18 protein-coding genes are annotated in these 17,646 nt (G+C 62.2%); 3 read left to right on the top strand and 15 right to left on the bottom strand.

Annotated features, from left to right (window positions below):
* Positions 1–58: 58 nt before the first annotated feature.
* From ACXJ16_RS16555 to ACXJ16_RS16565, 3 genes are all read right to left on the bottom strand, one after another.
* The gene (locus ACXJ16_RS16555; RefSeq protein WP_463922628.1) at positions 59–619 is read right to left on the bottom strand and encodes a GNAT family N-acetyltransferase; all 561 of its coding nucleotides are present in this window, start codon (positions 617–619) and stop codon (positions 59–61) included.
* Between the two features lie 46 nt (positions 620–665).
* Entirely contained in the window at positions 666–1,487 is an 822-nt protein-coding gene (locus ACXJ16_RS16560) for a universal stress protein (protein WP_463922629.1), read from the bottom strand.
* 86 nt (positions 1,488–1,573) lie between these two features.
* Entirely contained in the window at positions 1,574–2,080 is a 507-nt protein-coding gene (locus ACXJ16_RS16565; RefSeq protein WP_463922630.1) for a hypothetical protein, read from the bottom strand.
* Between the two features lie 330 nt (positions 2,081–2,410).
* Here ACXJ16_RS16565 and ACXJ16_RS16570 point away from each other — a divergent pair, with 330 nt between their 5' ends.
* A complete protein-coding gene (locus tag ACXJ16_RS16570) occupies positions 2,411–3,178 on the top strand; it encodes an ATP-binding cassette domain-containing protein (RefSeq protein ID WP_463922631.1) in 768 nt (255 codons plus the stop codon).
* Complete coding sequence (locus ACXJ16_RS16575) at positions 3,175–4,287, top strand: SufD family Fe-S cluster assembly protein (protein ID WP_463922632.1); 1,113 nt, start codon at positions 3,175–3,177, stop codon at positions 4,285–4,287. Before ACXJ16_RS16570 ends, ACXJ16_RS16575 begins: the two co-directional genes overlap by 4 nt.
* Positions 4,288–4,311: 24 nt before the next feature.
* On the opposite strand, the gene mnhG is transcribed toward ACXJ16_RS16575, so the two are convergent.
* From mnhG to ACXJ16_RS16630, 11 genes are all read right to left on the bottom strand, one after another.
* Positions 4,312–4,653: a monovalent cation/H(+) antiporter subunit G gene (gene mnhG, locus ACXJ16_RS16580; RefSeq protein ID WP_463922633.1), complete on the bottom strand. Its 342-nt coding sequence runs from the start codon at positions 4,651–4,653 to the stop codon at positions 4,312–4,314.
* A complete protein-coding gene (locus tag ACXJ16_RS16585) occupies positions 4,650–4,931 on the bottom strand; it encodes a K+/H+ antiporter subunit F (RefSeq protein ID WP_463922634.1) in 282 nt (93 codons plus the stop codon). The genes mnhG and ACXJ16_RS16585 overlap by 4 nt, the downstream gene beginning before the upstream one ends.
* Entirely contained in the window at positions 4,928–5,410 is a 483-nt protein-coding gene (locus tag ACXJ16_RS16590) for a Na+/H+ antiporter subunit E (protein ID WP_463922635.1), read from the bottom strand. Before ACXJ16_RS16590 ends, ACXJ16_RS16585 begins: the two co-directional genes overlap by 4 nt.
* Positions 5,407–7,023: a monovalent cation/H+ antiporter subunit D gene (locus ACXJ16_RS16595; RefSeq protein WP_463922636.1), complete on the bottom strand. Its 1,617-nt coding sequence runs from the start codon at positions 7,021–7,023 to the stop codon at positions 5,407–5,409. The genes ACXJ16_RS16590 and ACXJ16_RS16595 overlap by 4 nt, the downstream gene beginning before the upstream one ends.
* Positions 7,020–7,361: a Na+/H+ antiporter subunit C gene (locus ACXJ16_RS16600; RefSeq protein WP_463922637.1), complete on the bottom strand. Its 342-nt coding sequence runs from the start codon at positions 7,359–7,361 to the stop codon at positions 7,020–7,022. The genes ACXJ16_RS16595 and ACXJ16_RS16600 overlap by 4 nt, the downstream gene beginning before the upstream one ends.
* Entirely contained in the window at positions 7,361–10,291 is a 2,931-nt protein-coding gene (locus ACXJ16_RS16605; RefSeq protein WP_463922638.1) for a monovalent cation/H+ antiporter subunit A, read from the bottom strand. Before ACXJ16_RS16605 ends, ACXJ16_RS16600 begins: the two co-directional genes overlap by 1 nt.
* A 245-nt stretch (positions 10,292–10,536) precedes the next feature.
* Positions 10,537–11,382: a universal stress protein gene (locus ACXJ16_RS16610; RefSeq protein WP_463922639.1), complete on the bottom strand. Its 846-nt coding sequence runs from the start codon at positions 11,380–11,382 to the stop codon at positions 10,537–10,539.
* A 285-nt stretch (positions 11,383–11,667) separates the two neighbouring features.
* Positions 11,668–12,063, bottom strand: a complete 396-nt coding sequence (locus ACXJ16_RS16615; protein ID WP_463922641.1) for a response regulator transcription factor — start codon at positions 12,061–12,063, stop codon at positions 11,668–11,670.
* 196 nt (positions 12,064–12,259) lie between these two features.
* Positions 12,260–12,508, bottom strand: coding sequence for an acyl carrier protein (locus ACXJ16_RS16620; RefSeq protein WP_463922642.1), 249 nt, complete (start codon positions 12,506–12,508; stop codon positions 12,260–12,262).
* 182 nt (positions 12,509–12,690) lie between these two features.
* Complete coding sequence (locus ACXJ16_RS16625; protein ID WP_463922643.1) at positions 12,691–13,314, bottom strand: response regulator transcription factor; 624 nt, start codon at positions 13,312–13,314, stop codon at positions 12,691–12,693.
* Positions 13,304–15,193, bottom strand: coding sequence for a PAS domain S-box protein (locus ACXJ16_RS16630; protein WP_463922644.1), 1,890 nt, complete (start codon positions 15,191–15,193; stop codon positions 13,304–13,306). The genes ACXJ16_RS16625 and ACXJ16_RS16630 overlap by 11 nt, the downstream gene beginning before the upstream one ends.
* A gap of 285 nt (positions 15,194–15,478) precedes the next feature.
* Here ACXJ16_RS16630 and ACXJ16_RS16635 point away from each other — a divergent pair, with 285 nt between their 5' ends.
* On the top strand, positions 15,479–15,907 hold the full coding sequence (locus ACXJ16_RS16635; protein WP_463922646.1) for a hypothetical protein: 429 nt from the start codon (positions 15,479–15,481) through the stop codon (positions 15,905–15,907).
* 559 nt (positions 15,908–16,466) lie between these two features.
* Here ACXJ16_RS16635 and ACXJ16_RS16640 read toward each other — a convergent pair.
* Positions 16,467–17,579 (bottom strand): phospholipase A, encoded by a 1,113-nt coding sequence (locus tag ACXJ16_RS16640; RefSeq protein WP_463922647.1) that lies wholly within the window; start codon positions 17,577–17,579, stop codon positions 16,467–16,469.
* Positions 17,580–17,646 lie beyond the last annotated feature (67 nt).

A 17,646-nucleotide genomic window follows, 5' to 3' on the forward strand; every position in this document is an offset into this window, starting at 1 on the left:
ACCGCCATGCAATCACCTGTCTTGAAACGGCGGTCGGGGGTCGATGATTGTGCATGCGCTACGTCTCGCTGGCTGCGTCGCATACAAGGTCGGCTTCCACGAGGATGAGCGTGGGATCGCCGGGATAGGCCCGCGCGGTGAAGCCCAGATCGCGCTCGACCTCGATCGCGGCATGATTGTCGCGGCTTTCGATCGACTGCAAGCGCAAGATGCCCCAGGCGCGCGCGGTCTGCGCCACATGCCGCAGCAGGCTCCAGCCTATGCCTTGCGCCTTCCAGGCGCGGTGGACCGAGACCGCGACCTCGGCGGTCTCGCCTTGCGCATCGGCGGCAAGCGTTGCGACACCGACCAGCGCTCCCTTCTCTTCGTAGGCCAGGAAGGTTTTCGTTCGATCCCGATCGGCGCGCAGCAGCGCGGCGATCTGATCATGGCCGACATGCTGGACCGCCGAGAGGAAGCGGAAGCGCAAATCCTCGAGCGTCACATGCTCGAAAAAGGTCTCGAGCGCGTCTTCGTCGGCCGCAGTGGCCGGACGAACGCGCAGGCTTAGTCCCGTGCCAGTCGTGAGGCTGGTCTCGCCGGCTTGGAGGTTCGATTGCTCCGAAGAAGATGACAACATTGGGCAAGCTCCTAAAATCCTGGTGAGACCTGAACAGGGGAAGCCATCAATGCCCCAGAAGAATTGGCAGAGGCGCGCCGTCAATCAGATCGTGGGTGACGCCGCCGAGGAAGAGTTCGCGCAGCCGCGAATGGGCAGAGGCGCCGATGACCAGCAGGTCGGCGCGATGCCGCCGCGCAAAATCGACCAGGACGGTGGATTGGTTCTCGCCTTCCGAGAAGAGCGCATGGACCGTCACGTCGAAGCCATGCCGGCTCAGATTCCGGGCGATGTCGGCGCCGGGTTCGGAGCCATGGCCCTTCGCGGTGGATTTGGCATCGACGACCAGGATGTCGATTTTTGCGCCCGGCTGCGCGAGCGTCAGCGCATCTCCGAGCGCACGGGTCGCCTCCCGCGTTGCATTCCATCCGATCGCGAGATGCGCGAAGGAGCGCGGCTTCCATTGCGCGGGCAGAACGAGCACCGGCCGTCCGGAGGAGAGCGCGATATTTTCGAAGAGCCGGCGCCGCAGATGCTTGTTGCCGTAGGCCTCGACCGGCCCGAACAGGGCAAGATCTGCGTAGCGGGCCTGGACGGGCGCCTTGTCGAGCAGGGCGCCGGGCTCGTCGCTCAGGATCCGCACCTCGAAGCCGTCGCGCTCACCGATCTTTGTGACCTTCGCCTGCTTTTCCTCAGCGGCTTCGACATAGTCCGCAAGCAGAAAATAGGGCTGGGTGTAGGCGAGGGCATAGTCCGGGGTCGGGATCGCCGAAAGGATCGCCACCGTCAGATGCGCTTCATGAAAACGCGCAAACTCTCGCGCATCCTTCAGGAACTGCTCGTCTTCATCGCCCGTATCGACGATCGCCAATATGTCCTTCACCGTCATGTCGTCCTCGCACGTCAAAGCTGGCGAGAAGTTCGATCATCCGGCAAGGCTGCGCATTCGTGGAATCTACTTAGTCGCAAAGCGGATCAGGTCGGAGAACGCTGGTCGGGCTGCTCGTTCCGGGCGTTGACCACTTTCCAGTCGAAAAGACGCTCTCCGCCTGCGAGCTCAAGGCGCATGGGCGCCAGCGAAGATGGACGGTGTGGCCCGATGCGATCGGCAAGCACTTTTGCGATCATGATCCGCGCGGACCGGACAGCGCAGGAGAATGCTGCGGCCATGCCCTCGCTGCACCGCATTGCGCCATTATGATCATGCGAGCCGTCGACGATGCTCAGCAGAGCCTGCTCATCCCGCGACAATCCGGAGCCGCCTATAACGATGGGCCTGCCCAGGGCAGTTTCGTACAGGGTGAGCAAGCCGTTAAAAACAGGCGCGAGCATTCCGCAGTCCTGGCCCACGAGGAGCGCGTAGAGACGGCGCTGAACCCTGCCGCGTTGATCGCGCGCGGTGCGCCAGCTGCGTGCGGCTGCCGTCACGAGGCCGTGAACCTCCGACAAGCGGACAGGGGAAGGGATGACGACATGATTCATGGCAAATCCCTCGGCCACGCCACACCAATATCCGCGAGCATCCTTTCGATAGCGCGAAGGCTGGTCATGACGGATCGATCGCGCGGCGTGGTCATGTCGTTCTCCTTCGATCCGATTCCTGTCATGGATCGATATCGCACAATTGCGAATGAATCGCAATTAATCAGTCGCAGCAACTCGGGCGCCACGTGCCATTCAACCGCGTTGGCGTGGGCCACTCGGGCGATGACGCGCACCCTACCTACCCGCGTGGCGAGTCGATCTACGCACATTCCCTAATGTTGCGGCAGGACACCGGTCGGCAGCATCTAAAGAAACAGGAGTTCTTCCATGCTTGCGCAGCCGATGATCCTTACAGACGTCGAAGTTACCGTGGGTCCACGCGTGCTCTTGCGCGACGTCAATTTGGCCATCGGCGCGGGGGAAACTCATATCCTTTTCGGCCCCGATGGTTCCGGCAAATCTTCGCTCCTTTCCGCTATCATGGGCCTGCCGCCCTATCGCGTGACCCGCGGAGAGATCCGTCTCGGCGAAGAGCGGATCAACAGCTTGCCCATCAATGCGCGGGCGAGGCTTGGACTCGGCATGGCCTTCCAGCGACCGCCGGCGCTTGACGGTGTGACCATCACGGCGCTCGCCCGGGCGCTTGAGGCCGATACCGGGCTCGCCGAAGCAGCCGCTGCGCTCGATCTTGCCGACTTCGTCAACCGGGACATCAATGTCGGGTTTTCCGGCGGCGAGATCAAACGCTGGGAAATCCTCAAGCTGTTCCTGCAGCATCCGCGGATATGCCTGTTCGACGAACCGGAAAGCGGTGTCGATCTCGAACATATCGCTGCGGTGGGCTCAGCAATGGAACGCCTGCTTGGTCGCGACGGGCCAGACAACGAGCGACGCTCAGCCCTCATCATCACCCATACCGGCTTCATCCTCGACCATATCCGCGCCGATATGGGGCACATGCTGGGGAACGGCCAAATCATCTGCTCGGGCGACCCGAACCGCCTCTTCGCGCACATCAAATCGCACGGATATACGCCGCCGCCCTGGGCATCTGAGCCCGCCGTGGCCGTTTCGGATGAAAGGATAGCGTCATGACCACATCGCCTCGTGAAGACATCACCCCGGAGGAGAAGGCGCTGCTTGCCGAGGTCGGCTATGAAGAGGAGAGCGAGCGCGCAGGGACCTGCGTCCTGGTGGACCAGGAGGTCCGGCACATCGGTCTTGTGGACAATGCGGTCGAGATCCTGCCGCTCGCCGAGGCGCTCAGGCGTTACGACTGGGTCCAGGATCTGATGTTCGGCCTCATCGATCCTGACGAAGACGAGCGCGTCGCCGAAGTGGCGGAGAGCAGGCATGCACCGGTCGGCCATTTCGTGCGCGTCCTCGAAGGCGCGAAGGTGCGGCTCCCCATCCAGCTCTTCACCCTGATCGAGGCGCCGCAGGGCCGGCAGTTCCATCACAATATTACTGTGATCGAGAAGGGCGCGGAGGTGGAGATGATCTCTGGCTCGGCGGTGCCGCGCTCGGTCCATGCCGGCCATCATGTCTCGCTCTCGGAAAGCTATCTGCGCGAGGGCGCGGTGTGCCGCTCGGTCTCGATCGAGCATTGGGCGGCGAATATGGAGGTCCACAGCTACGCCCGTTCGCGCCTCGAGAAAAATGCGCACGCCACAAACAGCGTCATTCAGCTTGCACCCGTCAAACACCACGTGTCGCAGAGCCGTAGCTATCTGGAGGAGGGCGCCACGGCCAACGATCAGTCGATCATCTATGCGCCAGCGGGCACGGCACGCATCATGGATGCCGAGACCTGGCTGAAGGGTGCGGGCGCACGCTCCGAGAGCATCACCCGCATGGTGACCGCCGGCGGCGTCATTTCCAACCGATCGACGCTGATCGGCGACGCGGCCGGAACAAGCGGGTTTCTGGGATGCAATGGCCTCAAGCTGACCGATGATGGCGAGATTTACTCGGTGCCGGCGCTGCGCGCGCTCAATGCACAGGCGCAGCTTTCCCATGAAGCCTCGATCGGCATGATCGAGCAGGAAAAGCTCGGCTATCTGATGGCGAGCGGGATGAGCGAGGATCAGGCGCGCGATCTCATCATCCAGGGCTTCCTAAACCTGGACGAACAGAAGATCCCTGAGGCCGTGCGCGAGGAGGTCCTGCGGATGATCTCCGCCGCGAAAACCGGGGCGGTATAATATCATCCCTGTCCACCAACGACCTTAGTCCTTAGGAACGTCCGTAACGCCCGCCCGCCGGTCGCGGTAAATCGCCGCTCGTGCGAGAAGCATGAGCGTCACCGGCGTCGTTACTGTCACGAAGACCAGAATCAGGACCTCGTGGATAACAGGCCGCGATTGCAGGACCGAGAAGCAGGTTATCGATGCTACAAGAATGCAGGTCGTTCCCAGCGTTGGTCCTAGCGTCGGCGCATGGACCCGGTCATAGAAGCTTCTGAGCCGCAGCAGTCCCAAGGCGCCGATCAGCGTAATCGAAGCGCCCACAAGCACGAAGGTTCCGACGATCAGCGCTGCCCAAAGCGGCAGGTCAGGCGCCTGGATCATTCGATCACCTCCCCGCGCATAAGGAACTTCGCAAAAGCGACGGTCCCGGCAAACCCCATAAGCGCGATAACGAGCGCCGCCTCGAAAAACAGCGTTCGACCGGTCTGGATACCGTAGGTGAGAAGGAGCAGCATACCGGCAAGATAGAGCGCATCGACACCCAGCACCCGGTCCTGCGCGCGCGGACCCCGCAATACGCGGAAGGCGGCACAGGCCATGGCCATACCCAGCATGATCTGCGCCAGCGTTATGGCCAGCGCGAGAACGAGCATGCTCATTCAAAAATCTCCATCAGCAATGGCTCATATCGGCTCTTGATCAGCGCGATCCATTGGTCCTCGTCAACGAGGTCCAGGACGTGGATGAGGACGGCGTTTTTGCGGACATCGTGCTGGAGCCACAATGTGCCGGGCGTGGCGGTGATGATGATCGCGAGGGCAGCAAGCGCATAGGGATCGCGCAGCGCGATGGGCAGTTCAATGAAGCCGGACCGGCGATCGGGCGGGCTGAACAATATGATGCGCCCGACGGCGATGTTCGAGCGGACGATATCCGCGATGACAAGAGCGGCAAGCTTCACCACCGCCCTGTTGAACCGGATGCGGGGCTGCTCAGGTGACAGCCTGCGCATGATCTGAGCGCCCAATATGCCAACGGCGGCGGCAATGACGACATGGCCTGGCGAAAAGCCGGTGAGAAGAATCCACATGCCGAACAGGGCGAGGGCAAGAAGGGGATAGGGGAGTAGTCGTCTCAAGGCCTCGTCCCCCGCATATGCGGCGCGGCGCGGACGGCCTCGATATAGACCGAGGGCGCGCCGAGCGCCTTGGCGGTTGCCTCCATGTAGCGATAGAGCGGGCCGGCTCCCAGCATCAACGCGAGGCAGGCGGCCAGGAGGAGCCCGATCGGTGCGACCTCGATCACGCTGAGCCGGGCTGGCGAATCTTCGCCTGGGGTCCATAGAAGGTCGATCCCGGCGCGCGTCATCGCCACCAACGTCGCAAGGCCCGAGAGGATGATGAGGGTGATCAGCGCCCATGACGTGGGCGGAATGAAAGGCTGGTCGAACAGCGCGTCGATGATGGCGAACTTGGCGATGAAGCCGGACAGTGGCGGTAGTCCCGCCAGCAGCAGGGTGCAGAAGATGAACCCGCCGCCCAGGATCGCGATGGTGCCGGGAATGGCGACGCCGGCCTCGTTTTCTTCCTCTACGACCGCTCCGGTATATTCGTCATCGAAGACGGGCTCGGCGACGCCCGCGATGATGTCATCCTCATCGGCGTTGCGCTCCACCGGCTCGATGATGAGGTAGAGCGCGCCGACCGCAAGCGTGGAGCTGACGAGATAGAAAAGCAGCGCCGCGGTCAGCGCCTCGCCGCCGATACCGATCGCGGCCAACAGCGTGCCTGAAGACACCAGGACATAATGGCCCGCGACCCGTGTGAGCGTTCTTGTCGCCAGGATGCCGAGCGTGCCGAAGAGCATCGTCGCGAAGCCCGACCAGACAAGCCAGTCTCCGGCGAAGCCCGCAGCGGTCCCCGACGCATCGCTGAACAGGAGCGAGGTGAGGCGCAGCACGATGTAGATGCCGACCTTCGTCATGATCGCGAAGATCGCCGCCACCGGCGGTGCGGCCGCCGCATAGGTGCGGGGAAGCCAGAAGCTCAGGGGCCAGATGCCGGATTTGACCAGAAACGCGACGCCGAGGATCGCGGCCCCGGCCTCGAGGAGCCCGATATCCTGAGACGGCACATGAGGGATGCGTGTCGCGAGATCCGCCATGTTGAGCGTGCCCGTCACGCCATAGATCATCGCGACGCCGATCAGGAACAGCAGCGAGGTGGCGATGTTGATCGTGATATAGTGGAGGCTCGCCTTGGTGCGCTCCTCTCCCGCGCCATGCAGGATAAGGCCGTAGGACGCCGCCAGCAGCACTTCGAAGAAAACGAAAAGGTTGAAGATGTCGCCGGTCAGGAAGGCGCCGTTGACACCCGCGAGCAGCAGCAGGAACAGCACATGGAAGCGCGGCCCCGAACGATCCCAGCGGGCCAGCGCGTAGAACAGCGCTGTGGAGCCCAGCACGCTGGTCAGCAGCAGCATCAAGGCGGACAGCCGATCGGCGACTAGGACGATGCCGAAGGGCGCGGGCCAGTTGCCGAGCAGATAGGCTTGTGGGGCGCCGTCCATGCCCGCGCCTCCATCTACACGCCAAAGGAGAAGGGCGGCGATGACGACCAAGCCTGCGGTCGTGGCAAAGCTCAGAGCGCGCTTGAGCGCGCGGCGCCGTTCGTCGAACGCGAGCATCAGCGCACTGACCAGGATCGGCAGGATGATCGGGGCGATGATGAGGTGCTGGTCCCAGCCGATCATGGCTCGTCATCCTCGCCATCGACATGGTCGGTGCCGTTGAGGCCGCGCGAGGCGAGCAGAACGACCAGCAGCAGTGCCGTGGTGGCAAAGGAGATGACGATCGCCGTCAGGACCAGCGCATGGGGCACCGGATCGACATAGAGGGCGGGATCGACCTTGCCCTTGCCCACGATCGGCGGAGCATCGGTGCGCAAGCGGCCTGAGGCAAGGATGAACAGATTGACGGCATAGGACAGGAGCGCGAGACCCAGTACGACCTGGAAGGTACGCGGTCGAAAGAGCAGCCAGAGACCGGATGCCGTCAGCACTCCGATCGCCAGGGCAAGCGCGATTTCCATCAGACGATTTCTCCGGATACACCGGATGAATCGGCGCTCTCGATTGGGCGTGGGGCTCTTGGCGTTCGAATCGACTGGTGGGCCAGCGCGATCAGGATCAGAACCGTCGTTCCAACGACGACCGCGAAGACGCCGATATCGAACAGCAGCGCGCTGGCAAGAGGTACCTTGCCGATGACTGGCAGGTCCATATAGCGAAAGTAGGTCGAGAGAAACGGATAGCCGAACAATGTCGCCGCCGTGCCGGTCAGGGTCGCAAGAAGCAGACCTGCGCTGATCCAGCGCACCGGCCGCACGTTCAGCCGCGCCTCGACCGAACGCGTACCACTCGCCATGTAGAGCAGCAGGATGGCGATCGATGCGGTGACGCCGCCGGCAAAGCCGCCGCCGGGAAGGTCATGACCACGCGCCAGCAGATAAAGTGCGCAGGTGAGGATGACCGGGAACAGCCACTCCATGATGATTTTCGGGACCAGAAGATAATGGAGCGCGGTATCACCGAGCTCGCCGCCGACACGCGCGTCGTCTGACGCGTTCTGGACCTGCTGCTGATCGGGCAGCGCCACGCTTTCGGCGGCCGGCCGAAAGCGTCGCAGCAGCGTAAACACGGTGAGCGCAACGATGGAGAGGACCGTGATCTCGCCCAGTGTATCGAAGCCGCGGAAATCGACGAGGATGACATTGACGACGTTGGTACCGCCTCCGCCCGGATAGGCCTGTTCCATGAAGTAGCGCGAGATGCCGTCGGGGGTAGCGCGCGTCATCATCGCATAGGCCAGCGCTGCGACCCCGATTCCGCCCAGGCATGCCAGCAGAAGATCACCGCTCCGGCGAAACCGAACCGCGAAGGGCGTGCGCTCGTCGGACCACAAATCCGGCAAACGCTGGGGCAGCCAGCGCAGGCCAAGCAGCAACAGGACGAGCGTCACGATCTCGACGAGCAATTGGGTAAGGCCAAGGTCGGGCGCCGACAACCAGACGAAGCTTATGCAGGTGGAAAGGCCGGCGACACCGACCAGCGCCAGGGCGGCCAGGCGGTGAAACTTGGCCTCCACCGCAGCTGCGATTGCGGCAGTGCCGCCCAGCAGCCACAAAAGGGCGAAGACGGGATCGATCAGAATGCTGGCACGAGTACCTGCGCTGTAACCCTGGATCGCGACAGGAAGGGTGCCGGCGATGAGCGCGGTCACGATGATGAGACGGAGTTGCACCTGCTGCCGCCTGGTGCTGACGAAGCGATAGACCGCGCGCGCGCCGTCAATGAGCGCCGCGAGTACCGCTTCGAAGGTGCGCTTGCCCTTCAACCGCCCGATGACAGGTGACTGTGCCGTCGTATTCAGCCGCTGGCGGAACAGGCTGTAGAGGAGGATGCCGCCGAGCAGCGCGATCGCGCTCATCAGCAGCGGCAGGTTGAAGCCGTGCCAGATCGCCAGATTGTACGAAGGCGTCCTGTCGCCGAGGATGGATCTGACCGCGCTGCCCAGAAGCGGAGCGATTGTCAGCGTGGGAATGATGCCGACGAGGAGGCATAGCAGAACGAGTATCTCTATGGGCAGACGCATCCAGTGCGGTGCTTCGTGGGGCGTGTGGGGGAGGTCCGTGGGGGGCGGCCCGAAGAAGGTCTGATGGATGAAGCGCAGCGAGTAGAGAACGCTGAACATGCTGGCGAGCGTCGCCAGCACTGGGAGCAGGCGATCGAGAACCGTCCCGCTATGTGCTTCGAGCGCTTCGGCGAGGAACATCTCCTTCGACAGGAAACCGTTGAGGAGCGGCACGCCCGCCATCGCGGCGGCCGCAACCATTGCCAGCGTGGCCGTGATCGGCATGAAACGGGCAAGGCCGCTGAGCTTGCGCAGATCACGCGTGCCTGTCTCATGATCGATGATGCCGGCCGCCATGAACAGCGAGGCCTTGAAGGTCGCATGATTGACGGTGTGGAAAATGGCGGCGACGGCGGCCAGCGGACTGCCGAGCCCGAGCAGCAGCGTGATCAGGCCGAGGTGGCTGATGGTCGAGTAGGCCAGCATGCCTTTAAGGTCGTGCTGGAAGATCGCCGACCACGCGCCCACGAGCAGGGTGACAAGGCCGGTGGTCGCAACAATCAGATACCACGCTTCGGTGCCGGCCAGCACGGGCCAGAGGAGGATGAGGATATAGATACCCGCCTTCACCATCGTCGCCGAATGGAGATAGGCCGAGACCGGTGTGGGCGCCGCCATCGCGTGCGGCAGCCAGAAATGAAAGGGGAACTGCGCGCTCTTGGTGAAGGCGCCGATCAGGATGAGAATCAGGCAGGGGAGATAGAGAAGGTGGCCGCGTATCACGCTTCCGGCCGCCAGGACCGCATCGAGATCGTAGCTCCCCGCCATCCGGCCAAGCAGGAGGAGGCCCACCAGCAGGCAGACCCCACCGGTGGCCGTTACGATCAAGGCCATGCGCGCGCCATCGCGAGCGCTTTGATTGTGATGCCAGTAGCCGATCAGCAGGAAGGAGAAGAGACTCGTCATTTCCCAGAAAAAAGCGATCTGGATGAGGTTGCCCGCCAGGACCAGCCCCAGCATCGAGCCCATGAACGCCTGGAGGAAGCTGAAAAAACGCGGGACCGGATCGTCGGGCGACATGTAGTAGCGCGCGTAGAGTATCACGAGCGCGCCCATGCCGAGGATGAGCACCGCGAATAGCCAGGAGAAGCCATCCAGCCGGACAGTGAGGTCGAGGCCAAGGGATGGCAGCCAGGGAACCGTCTCCCGCAGCGGAATGCCTTCCGCCACAGATGGATAAAGCCGAATGACCATCGCGAGTCCGACCAGCGCGAACAGACCGGCGAGTGCGGATGCCCAGTCGCGGCCGCGGGCCGGAAGAAAGGCTGCAACGAAGGCGCCGAGAAAGGGAAGCGCGAGAATGAAAAACAATGATCTCGCGTCGGTCATGCGCGGGCTATGGTCCTTGGCTGGCTGAACGCCTCTTGAGCAGTTTCGACCTTCATGGGTGAAAGTCACCGGATAGGGCAAGGCCAAGATGCGATTGTGATGCAAGGACGTTGGACGCGCCGTCACCAGTGATAGGTTTTGCGTCTTCCCGGGAGGTCCATGGAGGGCAGGCACTCGCCTGGGTTGCGGCCGAGCGGCAACGGCGATGATCTTGCGGGTGATCGGGAACTGGCGCCTTCAGACGATCAGTCTCGCTCAACATGATGGACGATCAACAAGTCGCTTTCGAGCGTTTCGACAAGGCGCTTGGCGGTGCTGCCGATCAGTGCGTCGAACACAGCGCCCCGCCCGTGGCTGCCGATGACGGTTAGATCGATATCTTCGTTTTCGACGAAATCGCCCAGGACCGCTTCCGGGGGGCCATGTTCGACGACGACGGTCGCGTGCTGCCTGAGGGCTGGATCGATACGTTCGTCGCTGCAAAATCTGGCGGTCATCTCCTTTTCCATGGATCGCAGATCGTCCGCAGGGTCGTGATCGGCGATTCCTCCGAAAGGGACATCATAGCCGTGGAACAGGGTCAGGTCAGCGCCGGGGAACAACGCCGCGACGGTTTGGAGTGCCTCTACAGAGGCATCGGAAAAATCGGTCGCGAGCGCTATGCGACGATAGGGCCCGCGAGGACGGTCATGCACGACCAGGATGGGTGCTTTGGTGCCCCTTAGAATACGGTTGACAGTGCTCCCTAGCAACATCCGCCCCAGGGATTCCGCGCTGGCGGTTCCCGTGATGATCATATCGCAATCCTCTCTGGATATGATGTCCACCAGCTTCTCGGCCGGATTTCCCTCCTCGACGATCACTCGAACCTTCTGTGTGACGCTTGAAAGATCGCGCCGGAGGCGCCAGCGCATCCGTTCGGTCGGATCGGGCAATCTGCGCCACGAGCGGCGACTACGATCCAGATAGTGTCGAGGCGTATCGGCTGGATCGGCAACATAGACGGCAATCAGCTCGGCGCCCGTCTCGTCCGAAAGCTGAACTGCACGGTCGAGGGCGCGATCACAGCGTGGACCAAGGTCTGTTGCCAACAGGATTTTGCAGCACCGGGGGGATGGTAGATCGGCCAAATGAAATCCTCGCGGTAATTTCCCTGCCAAAGCTATATAGATAATATTTGATAACAGTAATAAACAATTTTGCAACAATTCCGCAATTATTAATCCGAGGCCGGCCGTTTAAATCTATCTGGATATTTGTGATAAACCGTTGTGGGGATGAATTCCGGAACTGCTGCAATATGCAACGGTTGGTTCCCGCTCGTATCATTTGGTCGCCACACTGATCCACGCCAACTGAACATCTAACCGTGCAGCTTAGGCGCGGCCAGTGGCGCGATCGACGCAGGCGCACAGGCGACGATCCAGCAAGGGCTTCTCCAATATCTCATCGAAAAGCGCGCCTTCGCTCTCCTCGATATAGTCGCTCCGATGTGCTGTGATAAGGATGGCGGGGCGTCGCCATCCAACTGCTCGAAGTCCTCGAAGCAGATCCAGCCCGCTCATCCCGGCCATGCGATAGTCCGTGACAAGACAGGCGGCCTCGAGGGCGGATGGGTCGGCTAGCGCGAGCGCGCCACTGGAGAAGGCGCGCACATCGTAGCCGCGAGCCTGGAGGATCAACTGGATCGACCGGCGCACCGCACTGTCGTCCTCTACGAGAAGGACACGCGGTCGCTCGGGTTCGGCGGAACTGGCTGGCTCTGCTATCATGCGTCCTACCGGCAAAAATGCGGTCTTTTGCCGTTATGTGTCCCGCACAAAGCCCCGTCCCTACGTATTCATCCCATGGTGATGTGACACTTTTGGCTGGGGCCGACATCTCGCCTCGGCGGTGTATAACTCCCTGTGACACATTAAACGGGCGCGGAGAGCCTGGGCATTCTTGCAGCGGTCTGCTTCGAGGGTGTCAACTTTCAGTTGCCGCCTTGGCGGCTTCCACATAGCGGATCGCATCCTGCACCGTGGCGATACGTTCGACATCCGCATCCGGGATGGTGATCCCGAATTCGTCCTCGAATGCCATCACCAACTCCACCACATCGAGGCTATCGCCCCCGAGATCGTCCAGGAAGCTGGCTTCGGGCGTCACCTTGTCGTCATAGACGCCCATATGTTCGATGACGATCTTCACGACCCGTTCGGCAATATCGGTCATATAGCCCCCAGTTCCCACAGTTGATGCTTGCGGCCGATATCGAATCGGCTTTGACATTGCGCCTTGAGGCGCAGCACAGCCGCTCGCATGGCTATGCTCATGTCATCTACGCCGCCGCGTCAAGGCGGCGGGTCAACAAGCGCAAATTTTGCCAGCGCAGACGCGGTGAAGGGTAGATTCAACTACTCCCGGTCGGTACCCAGCCCCGCCGCGAATGCGATCCGCAGGGCGTCCGGGAAGGAATGCACCCCGAGCTTCGTCATCAGATTGGCGCGGTGAACCTCGACTGTCCGGGCGGAGATATCGAGATCATAGGCGATCGTCTTGTTGGGCAGGCCCCGGGCGAGGCCTTCGAGCACATCGCGTTCGCGCGGAGTGAGGCCGGCAATGATGAGCGCAGCCTCCTGGGCTGACGCCGCGTACCGTTCCTTGTCGCCAAGCCGGGCGAAGGCCGTCTCGATGGCGCCGAGCAGCACGGTCATCTCGAAGGGCTTCTCGACAAAATCGACCGCGCCAGCTTTCATCGCCCGCACGGCAATACCCACATCGGCATGACCGGTGAGCAGCACGACCGGCATCGTCACACCCTGACCGACCAATGCCTGCTGGACTTCCAGGCCGTCCATGACCGGCATGCGCACATCGAGCAGGATGCAGCCCTCGGTAGCGCCTCGAACCTCCTTCAGGAAATCGACGCCCGAGGCCCAGGTCTCGACGCGATAGCCGGACTTCTTGAGGAGGAAGCCTGCCGAACGGCGGATCGCAGCCTCGTCATCCACAATATGTACGGTGCGCCTATCCGTCATCACCATCCTCCGAAACGATATGCATCAATGTAAAGTGAAAGCGCGTTCCGCCGCCCGGCGGCGTGTCTACCCAGATCTTGCCACCGTGCGCCTCGATGATCGTGCGACAGATCGACAGCCCCAGACCCATGCCGTCGGTCTTGGTGCTGAGGAAGGCCTGAAAAAGCTGGGAAGCGACCTCTTCGGCGAGCCCGGGGCCGGTGTCGGCGATGGTGACCCGCACCATTGCTGGCCCCTCGAGCGCGGAAGAAATGGTGAGTTCCCGCACCGGGCTGTCCGCCATCGCTTCGGCCGCGTTGCGTATGAGATTGACGAGGACCTGCTCGATCTGGACACGGTCGGCGAGCACGGGCGTGGCCGCCGGATCGAGCGCAAGCCGGGTCTGGATGCCGTTTTGGCTGAGACCCACTAGCCCCAGCGAGCAGGCTTCCGCGATCAGCTTGGGGAGATCCTGGACCTGCTTCTGGACCTCGCCGCGCGCCACGAAATCGCGCAACCGCCGAACGATCTGGCCCGCGCGCAGCGATTCCGATGCCGCATCCGCCAGCGCGTCGCGCACCTCCGCGATCGTCTCCGGATCGGGGTCTTCGAGGAGAACATGGGCGATCTGCACATAGTTGACGACCGCCGTGATCGGCTGGTTGAGCTCATGCGCCAGGGTCGAAGCCATGGCGCCCATCGCGCTCACCCTCGAGACATGGATCAGCTCGGCCTGGAGATCCTTCAGGTGCGCCGCTGTCGCCTCCTCGGCGGTGAGATCACGCATGAAGCCGGTGAACACCCGCTCGCCGCCGCCGGTCGCTTCGCCGATCGCCAATTCATGGGGTACGAGCGTGCCGTCTTTGCGGCAGCCCATGACGCGCCTGGTGCTGCCGATGATATGCGCCTGTCTCGTCTGCAGGAAGCGCGCGATATAGCCGTCATGCGCTTCCCGGTCGGGAGACGGCATCAGCATCGAGACATTCCGGCCGAGCACTTCGGCTTCCTCATAGCCAAACATGCGCTGCGCCGCCGCGCTGAACGAGAGCATCGTTCCCTCGGCGTCGATGACAACCATCGCGTCGGGCACGGTCGCGAGGATCGAGTTCAACTGCGCCTCGCGTTTCTCGATCGCGCGCTCAGCCGCCTTTTCGTCGGTGATGTCGCGGACCACTTTCCCATATCCGCGCAGCCCGTCCTCATCGTAGAGCGGGGTGATCGTGACGTCGGCGAGAAATTCGGACCCATCCTTGCGCAGGCGCCACGATTTGTCCTGAAAGCGACCGTGATCACGGGCATAGGCCAGGTCCGCCTCGGGCTTCCCGCTCGCGACGTCTTCGGGCGGATAGAAGGTGGCCGAACAGCGCCCCAATATCTCCTCCTCTTTCCAGCCCTTGATCCGCTCGGCGCCCTTGTTCCAGATCGCGACCCGGCCCTTTTCGTCGAGCATGTAGATGGCGAGACTCGTCGCGCCGTCGACGAGCAAGGCCAGTTCCTCGGCGGTCTCATGCGCCTTGCGGGAGTTTTCGCCGGCATCGATCTCATGCACATGGGCGGTTTCCCGCCAATGCGAGAGCCGGCTGGTCAGCAGGATGATCCCGACCGAAATGACCGCAAAGCCAGAGGCATGGACGATATGGTCCATGTTTCGAAAAGGCGCTTCGACCAGCAGAAAGCCACTGATTGCGGAGGCAAGGGTGGCAAAGCCCGCCCCGCTCACGCCACAGGTCCAGGCAGAGGCGAGCACGGCGACTGTGAGCAGCAGCCATGTGGGGCGATCGGCCAGCAGGGGTTCGAGCGCGAGCGCCGCTACCGTGGCGATCGCGACAAAAAGCACCGCCGCGGCGAGCGACGCTATCGGGCCGGCACGCGGAGAGAGTGCTGCATATGTCCTGGTCATCGATTTCGATCCGGTGGGCGAGGATGTGGCATGTATCAGACTGTTCCTGCCGCCAGCGCAGTGCAACTCCTGCACAGCATTTCGCGACTCTTTCGAGCCACAGGCTGGAATATCAAAGCACGAGAGAAGCGAGTAATCATGATGGTTGCGATGAGCTCATGGCAGCCTTTGCTATCGGTGCGGCAGCGTCTTTCCGGCTACGTATAATCCACGATAGCTGCACCGGCCTGCGGCGATCAGGGTTCGATCGATGTCTGCAAGGACGCGCCATATCAGGAGAAGACCATGGCCCAGCCACTCGAAAACGCCGCTGCTCTTGTCCAGGCCAATATCCGGCTCGGTCTGAAGATTGCGGAGACGTGGCGCGAGAGCGGGCAGAAGCTGATCGAACTCGGCACCAAAGGCGTGACCGAGATCGGGGAGGAAGCGCGCCTGGCGCTTGCCAACGGGCTGTCGCCGGAGAAGAAGGCTTCCGTGAACAGCGTCAACGGGCATTGGCAGGATATGCTTGGCGAGATCGAAGCGGTCAGAACGACCACCGCGCAGGAGATCGAGACCGCCGTTGGAGACTGGCGTAAAAGCTGGGCAGAAGCGTTGACGGGCGCCCCGATCCTCCCGGTGGAAGCGATGTTCAAGCCTTGGCTGGCAATGGCACGGTCTCTCACGCCGCCGTCGGCCGGCCAGGACAAGGAAGGCTCTTCAGGGACGTCCTGAACAAATTCTGGGCCATTGGAGACAGGTTTGCATGCCAGCTGTTGTTTGCCGCCATCAGCGGCGATAACCGTGCCCGTCTCCAGCGGGATGAGCATGAAGCGGCGATATCGACCATCACCGGTCCGGCAGATCGACGCGCTGGAGGCAATCGGCCTCCAGCAGTATCGATTACAGCCAAATGCATCGGATCGCCTGGGCCTTTGGCCGGGTGCGGTAACGCACTGAGCCACAACGCCATATGATATCCAGACGGTCTGCCCATTATGCCAAAGATACACTGTGGCGCCGTGACGGGCGGCTGGTGAAACGGCATCCATCCGAAATCCACAATCTTTCGGCACAAGGTGACCATGACGACGAACGTCGAAAAGGTGACCTATGTCCAGCAAGAGTCCTCCCGTCATTTCATTGATTTGTGCTGCGGTGCCTCTCATCATCCTGCTATACGCCATGTGGTGGGCTCGCTGACAGCAGATGTTTCGGTAGGTGTTGACCGGTTCATTTGCCATGACGGCTGTTGGCTGTCGGAATTGCTTCCTGGGGAATTACGGATTTGCTGCTAGCGAACTATCGCCAGGCCAATTCTCAATCGCGTTGCCTTTCGATCATAGTCGAGCAGATTTTCGCCGTAACCGGTAAAGCCCTGCCCGAAGAGATAGAGATCCGGGCCGCCCGGCCATAGGCGGTTTAGCGGGTAGGAGAGGTCCGCGCCGACCGCACCTTTGCCACTGGAGAAGTTGAACCGGGTGGACGTGGAGAGGCGCAGTCCGTCTTCCTTCCCCACTTCCATGAACAGGGACGTGGCGCCCCGGTATCGCAGGATATCGGGATTGTCGGATTTTTCGCCGATCAGGAACGAAAGTCGGGGTCCGAGCAGCAGGCGGTAGCCCCCGCCAAGAGCCGCCGATGCCATCGGCGCGACATAGATGGAATTGAGGCTTCGAGACTGCGGACCCGCGCGGCCGTTGGATTCGTGCCGCACGCCAATCTGCCCGCTGACGGCGAGACCGTCTTTTAGCGCGAAGGGCGGCGCAAGATAGAAGAGTTCGGGGAGATAGTCGATATTGCGGAACGGTGATGACTCCGCGCCCACGTCCCAGAACATGCGCTGCGTGAAGGCAAAATGCAGCCCGTCGCGCCACGAAGGCGCGAGGCCATGCCCGCGGCGTGAGCCGAACAGGCGATATTTGAAGCTGATCTGGATGCGGGCCTCCGTGTTGGTGCCCGGGCCGTAGACGGCATAGATCGGCTCATAGGGACCCAGATTGTCGATGAACGCATTACCGACCTTGCGATCACCCGGCGCCGGGTTCGTCACACCAGTCGATAGAGGCGCAGGGGCAGTGGCTGCTTCGGCGAGCGCTTGCGAAGTCGGTTCGTTGGGCGCGCCGACCCGGACTTCCGCCGACTTCCACTCGGGGATGGACAGCGCCATGCCCACCAGCGCGGATGTGCCGGCGAGGAAGTAGCGTGCCTTGACGAATGTATGCGGCGCGACCGTGACGCTCTGCGCCGCTCCCGCCTCATGCGTCAGCACGAGGATCTGCGCAGAATCCCTGTTCTCCGCTCTCGCGGTCAACTTCTCGGGAAACGTAAACGCGGCGGCGTGATCGCCATCGTTCAATATCCGCACATCGACCACCAGCTTTCCGGATCCCGGCTCGGTACTCACCTGACTGATCACGGCCTCAAGCGATGGATCGATGCCTGATGCTGAAGCAGATGCGGCGAGAAGCAGA

Source organism: Novosphingobium sp. TK71 (genome assembly GCF_055361505.1).

What these genes read in the sequence shown, in the direction of transcription:
- ACXJ16_RS16555 (WP_463922628.1), bottom strand. Translation starts at nt 619, where the DNA reads ATGTTGTCATCTTCTTCGGAGCAATCGAACCTCCAAGCCGGCGAGACC.
- ACXJ16_RS16560 (WP_463922629.1), bottom strand. Translation starts at nt 1,487, where the DNA reads ATGACGGTGAAGGACATATTGGCGATCGTCGATACGGGCGATGAAGAC.
- ACXJ16_RS16565 (WP_463922630.1), bottom strand. Translation starts at nt 2,080, where the DNA reads ATGAATCATGTCGTCATCCCTTCCCCTGTCCGCTTGTCGGAGGTTCAC.
- ACXJ16_RS16570 (WP_463922631.1), top strand. Translation starts at nt 2,411, where the DNA reads ATGCTTGCGCAGCCGATGATCCTTACAGACGTCGAAGTTACCGTGGGT.
- ACXJ16_RS16575 (WP_463922632.1), top strand. Translation starts at nt 3,175, where the DNA reads ATGACCACATCGCCTCGTGAAGACATCACCCCGGAGGAGAAGGCGCTG.
- mnhG (WP_463922633.1), bottom strand. Translation starts at nt 4,653, where the DNA reads ATGATCCAGGCGCCTGACCTGCCGCTTTGGGCAGCGCTGATCGTCGGA.
- ACXJ16_RS16585 (WP_463922634.1), bottom strand. Translation starts at nt 4,931, where the DNA reads ATGAGCATGCTCGTTCTCGCGCTGGCCATAACGCTGGCGCAGATCATG.
- ACXJ16_RS16595 (WP_463922636.1), bottom strand. Translation starts at nt 7,023, where the DNA reads ATGATCGGCTGGGACCAGCACCTCATCATCGCCCCGATCATCCTGCCG.
- ACXJ16_RS16600 (WP_463922637.1), bottom strand. Translation starts at nt 7,361, where the DNA reads ATGGAAATCGCGCTTGCCCTGGCGATCGGAGTGCTGACGGCATCCGGT.
- ACXJ16_RS16605 (WP_463922638.1), bottom strand. Translation starts at nt 10,291, where the DNA reads ATGACCGACGCGAGATCATTGTTTTTCATTCTCGCGCTTCCCTTTCTC.
- ACXJ16_RS16615 (WP_463922641.1), bottom strand. Translation starts at nt 12,063, where the DNA reads ATGATAGCAGAGCCAGCCAGTTCCGCCGAACCCGAGCGACCGCGTGTC.
- ACXJ16_RS16620 (WP_463922642.1), bottom strand. Translation starts at nt 12,508, where the DNA reads ATGACCGATATTGCCGAACGGGTCGTGAAGATCGTCATCGAACATATG.
- ACXJ16_RS16625 (WP_463922643.1), bottom strand. Translation starts at nt 13,314, where the DNA reads ATGACGGATAGGCGCACCGTACATATTGTGGATGACGAGGCTGCGATC.
- ACXJ16_RS16630 (WP_463922644.1), bottom strand. Translation starts at nt 15,193, where the DNA reads ATGACCAGGACATATGCAGCACTCTCTCCGCGTGCCGGCCCGATAGCG.
- ACXJ16_RS16635 (WP_463922646.1), top strand. Translation starts at nt 15,479, where the DNA reads ATGGCCCAGCCACTCGAAAACGCCGCTGCTCTTGTCCAGGCCAATATC.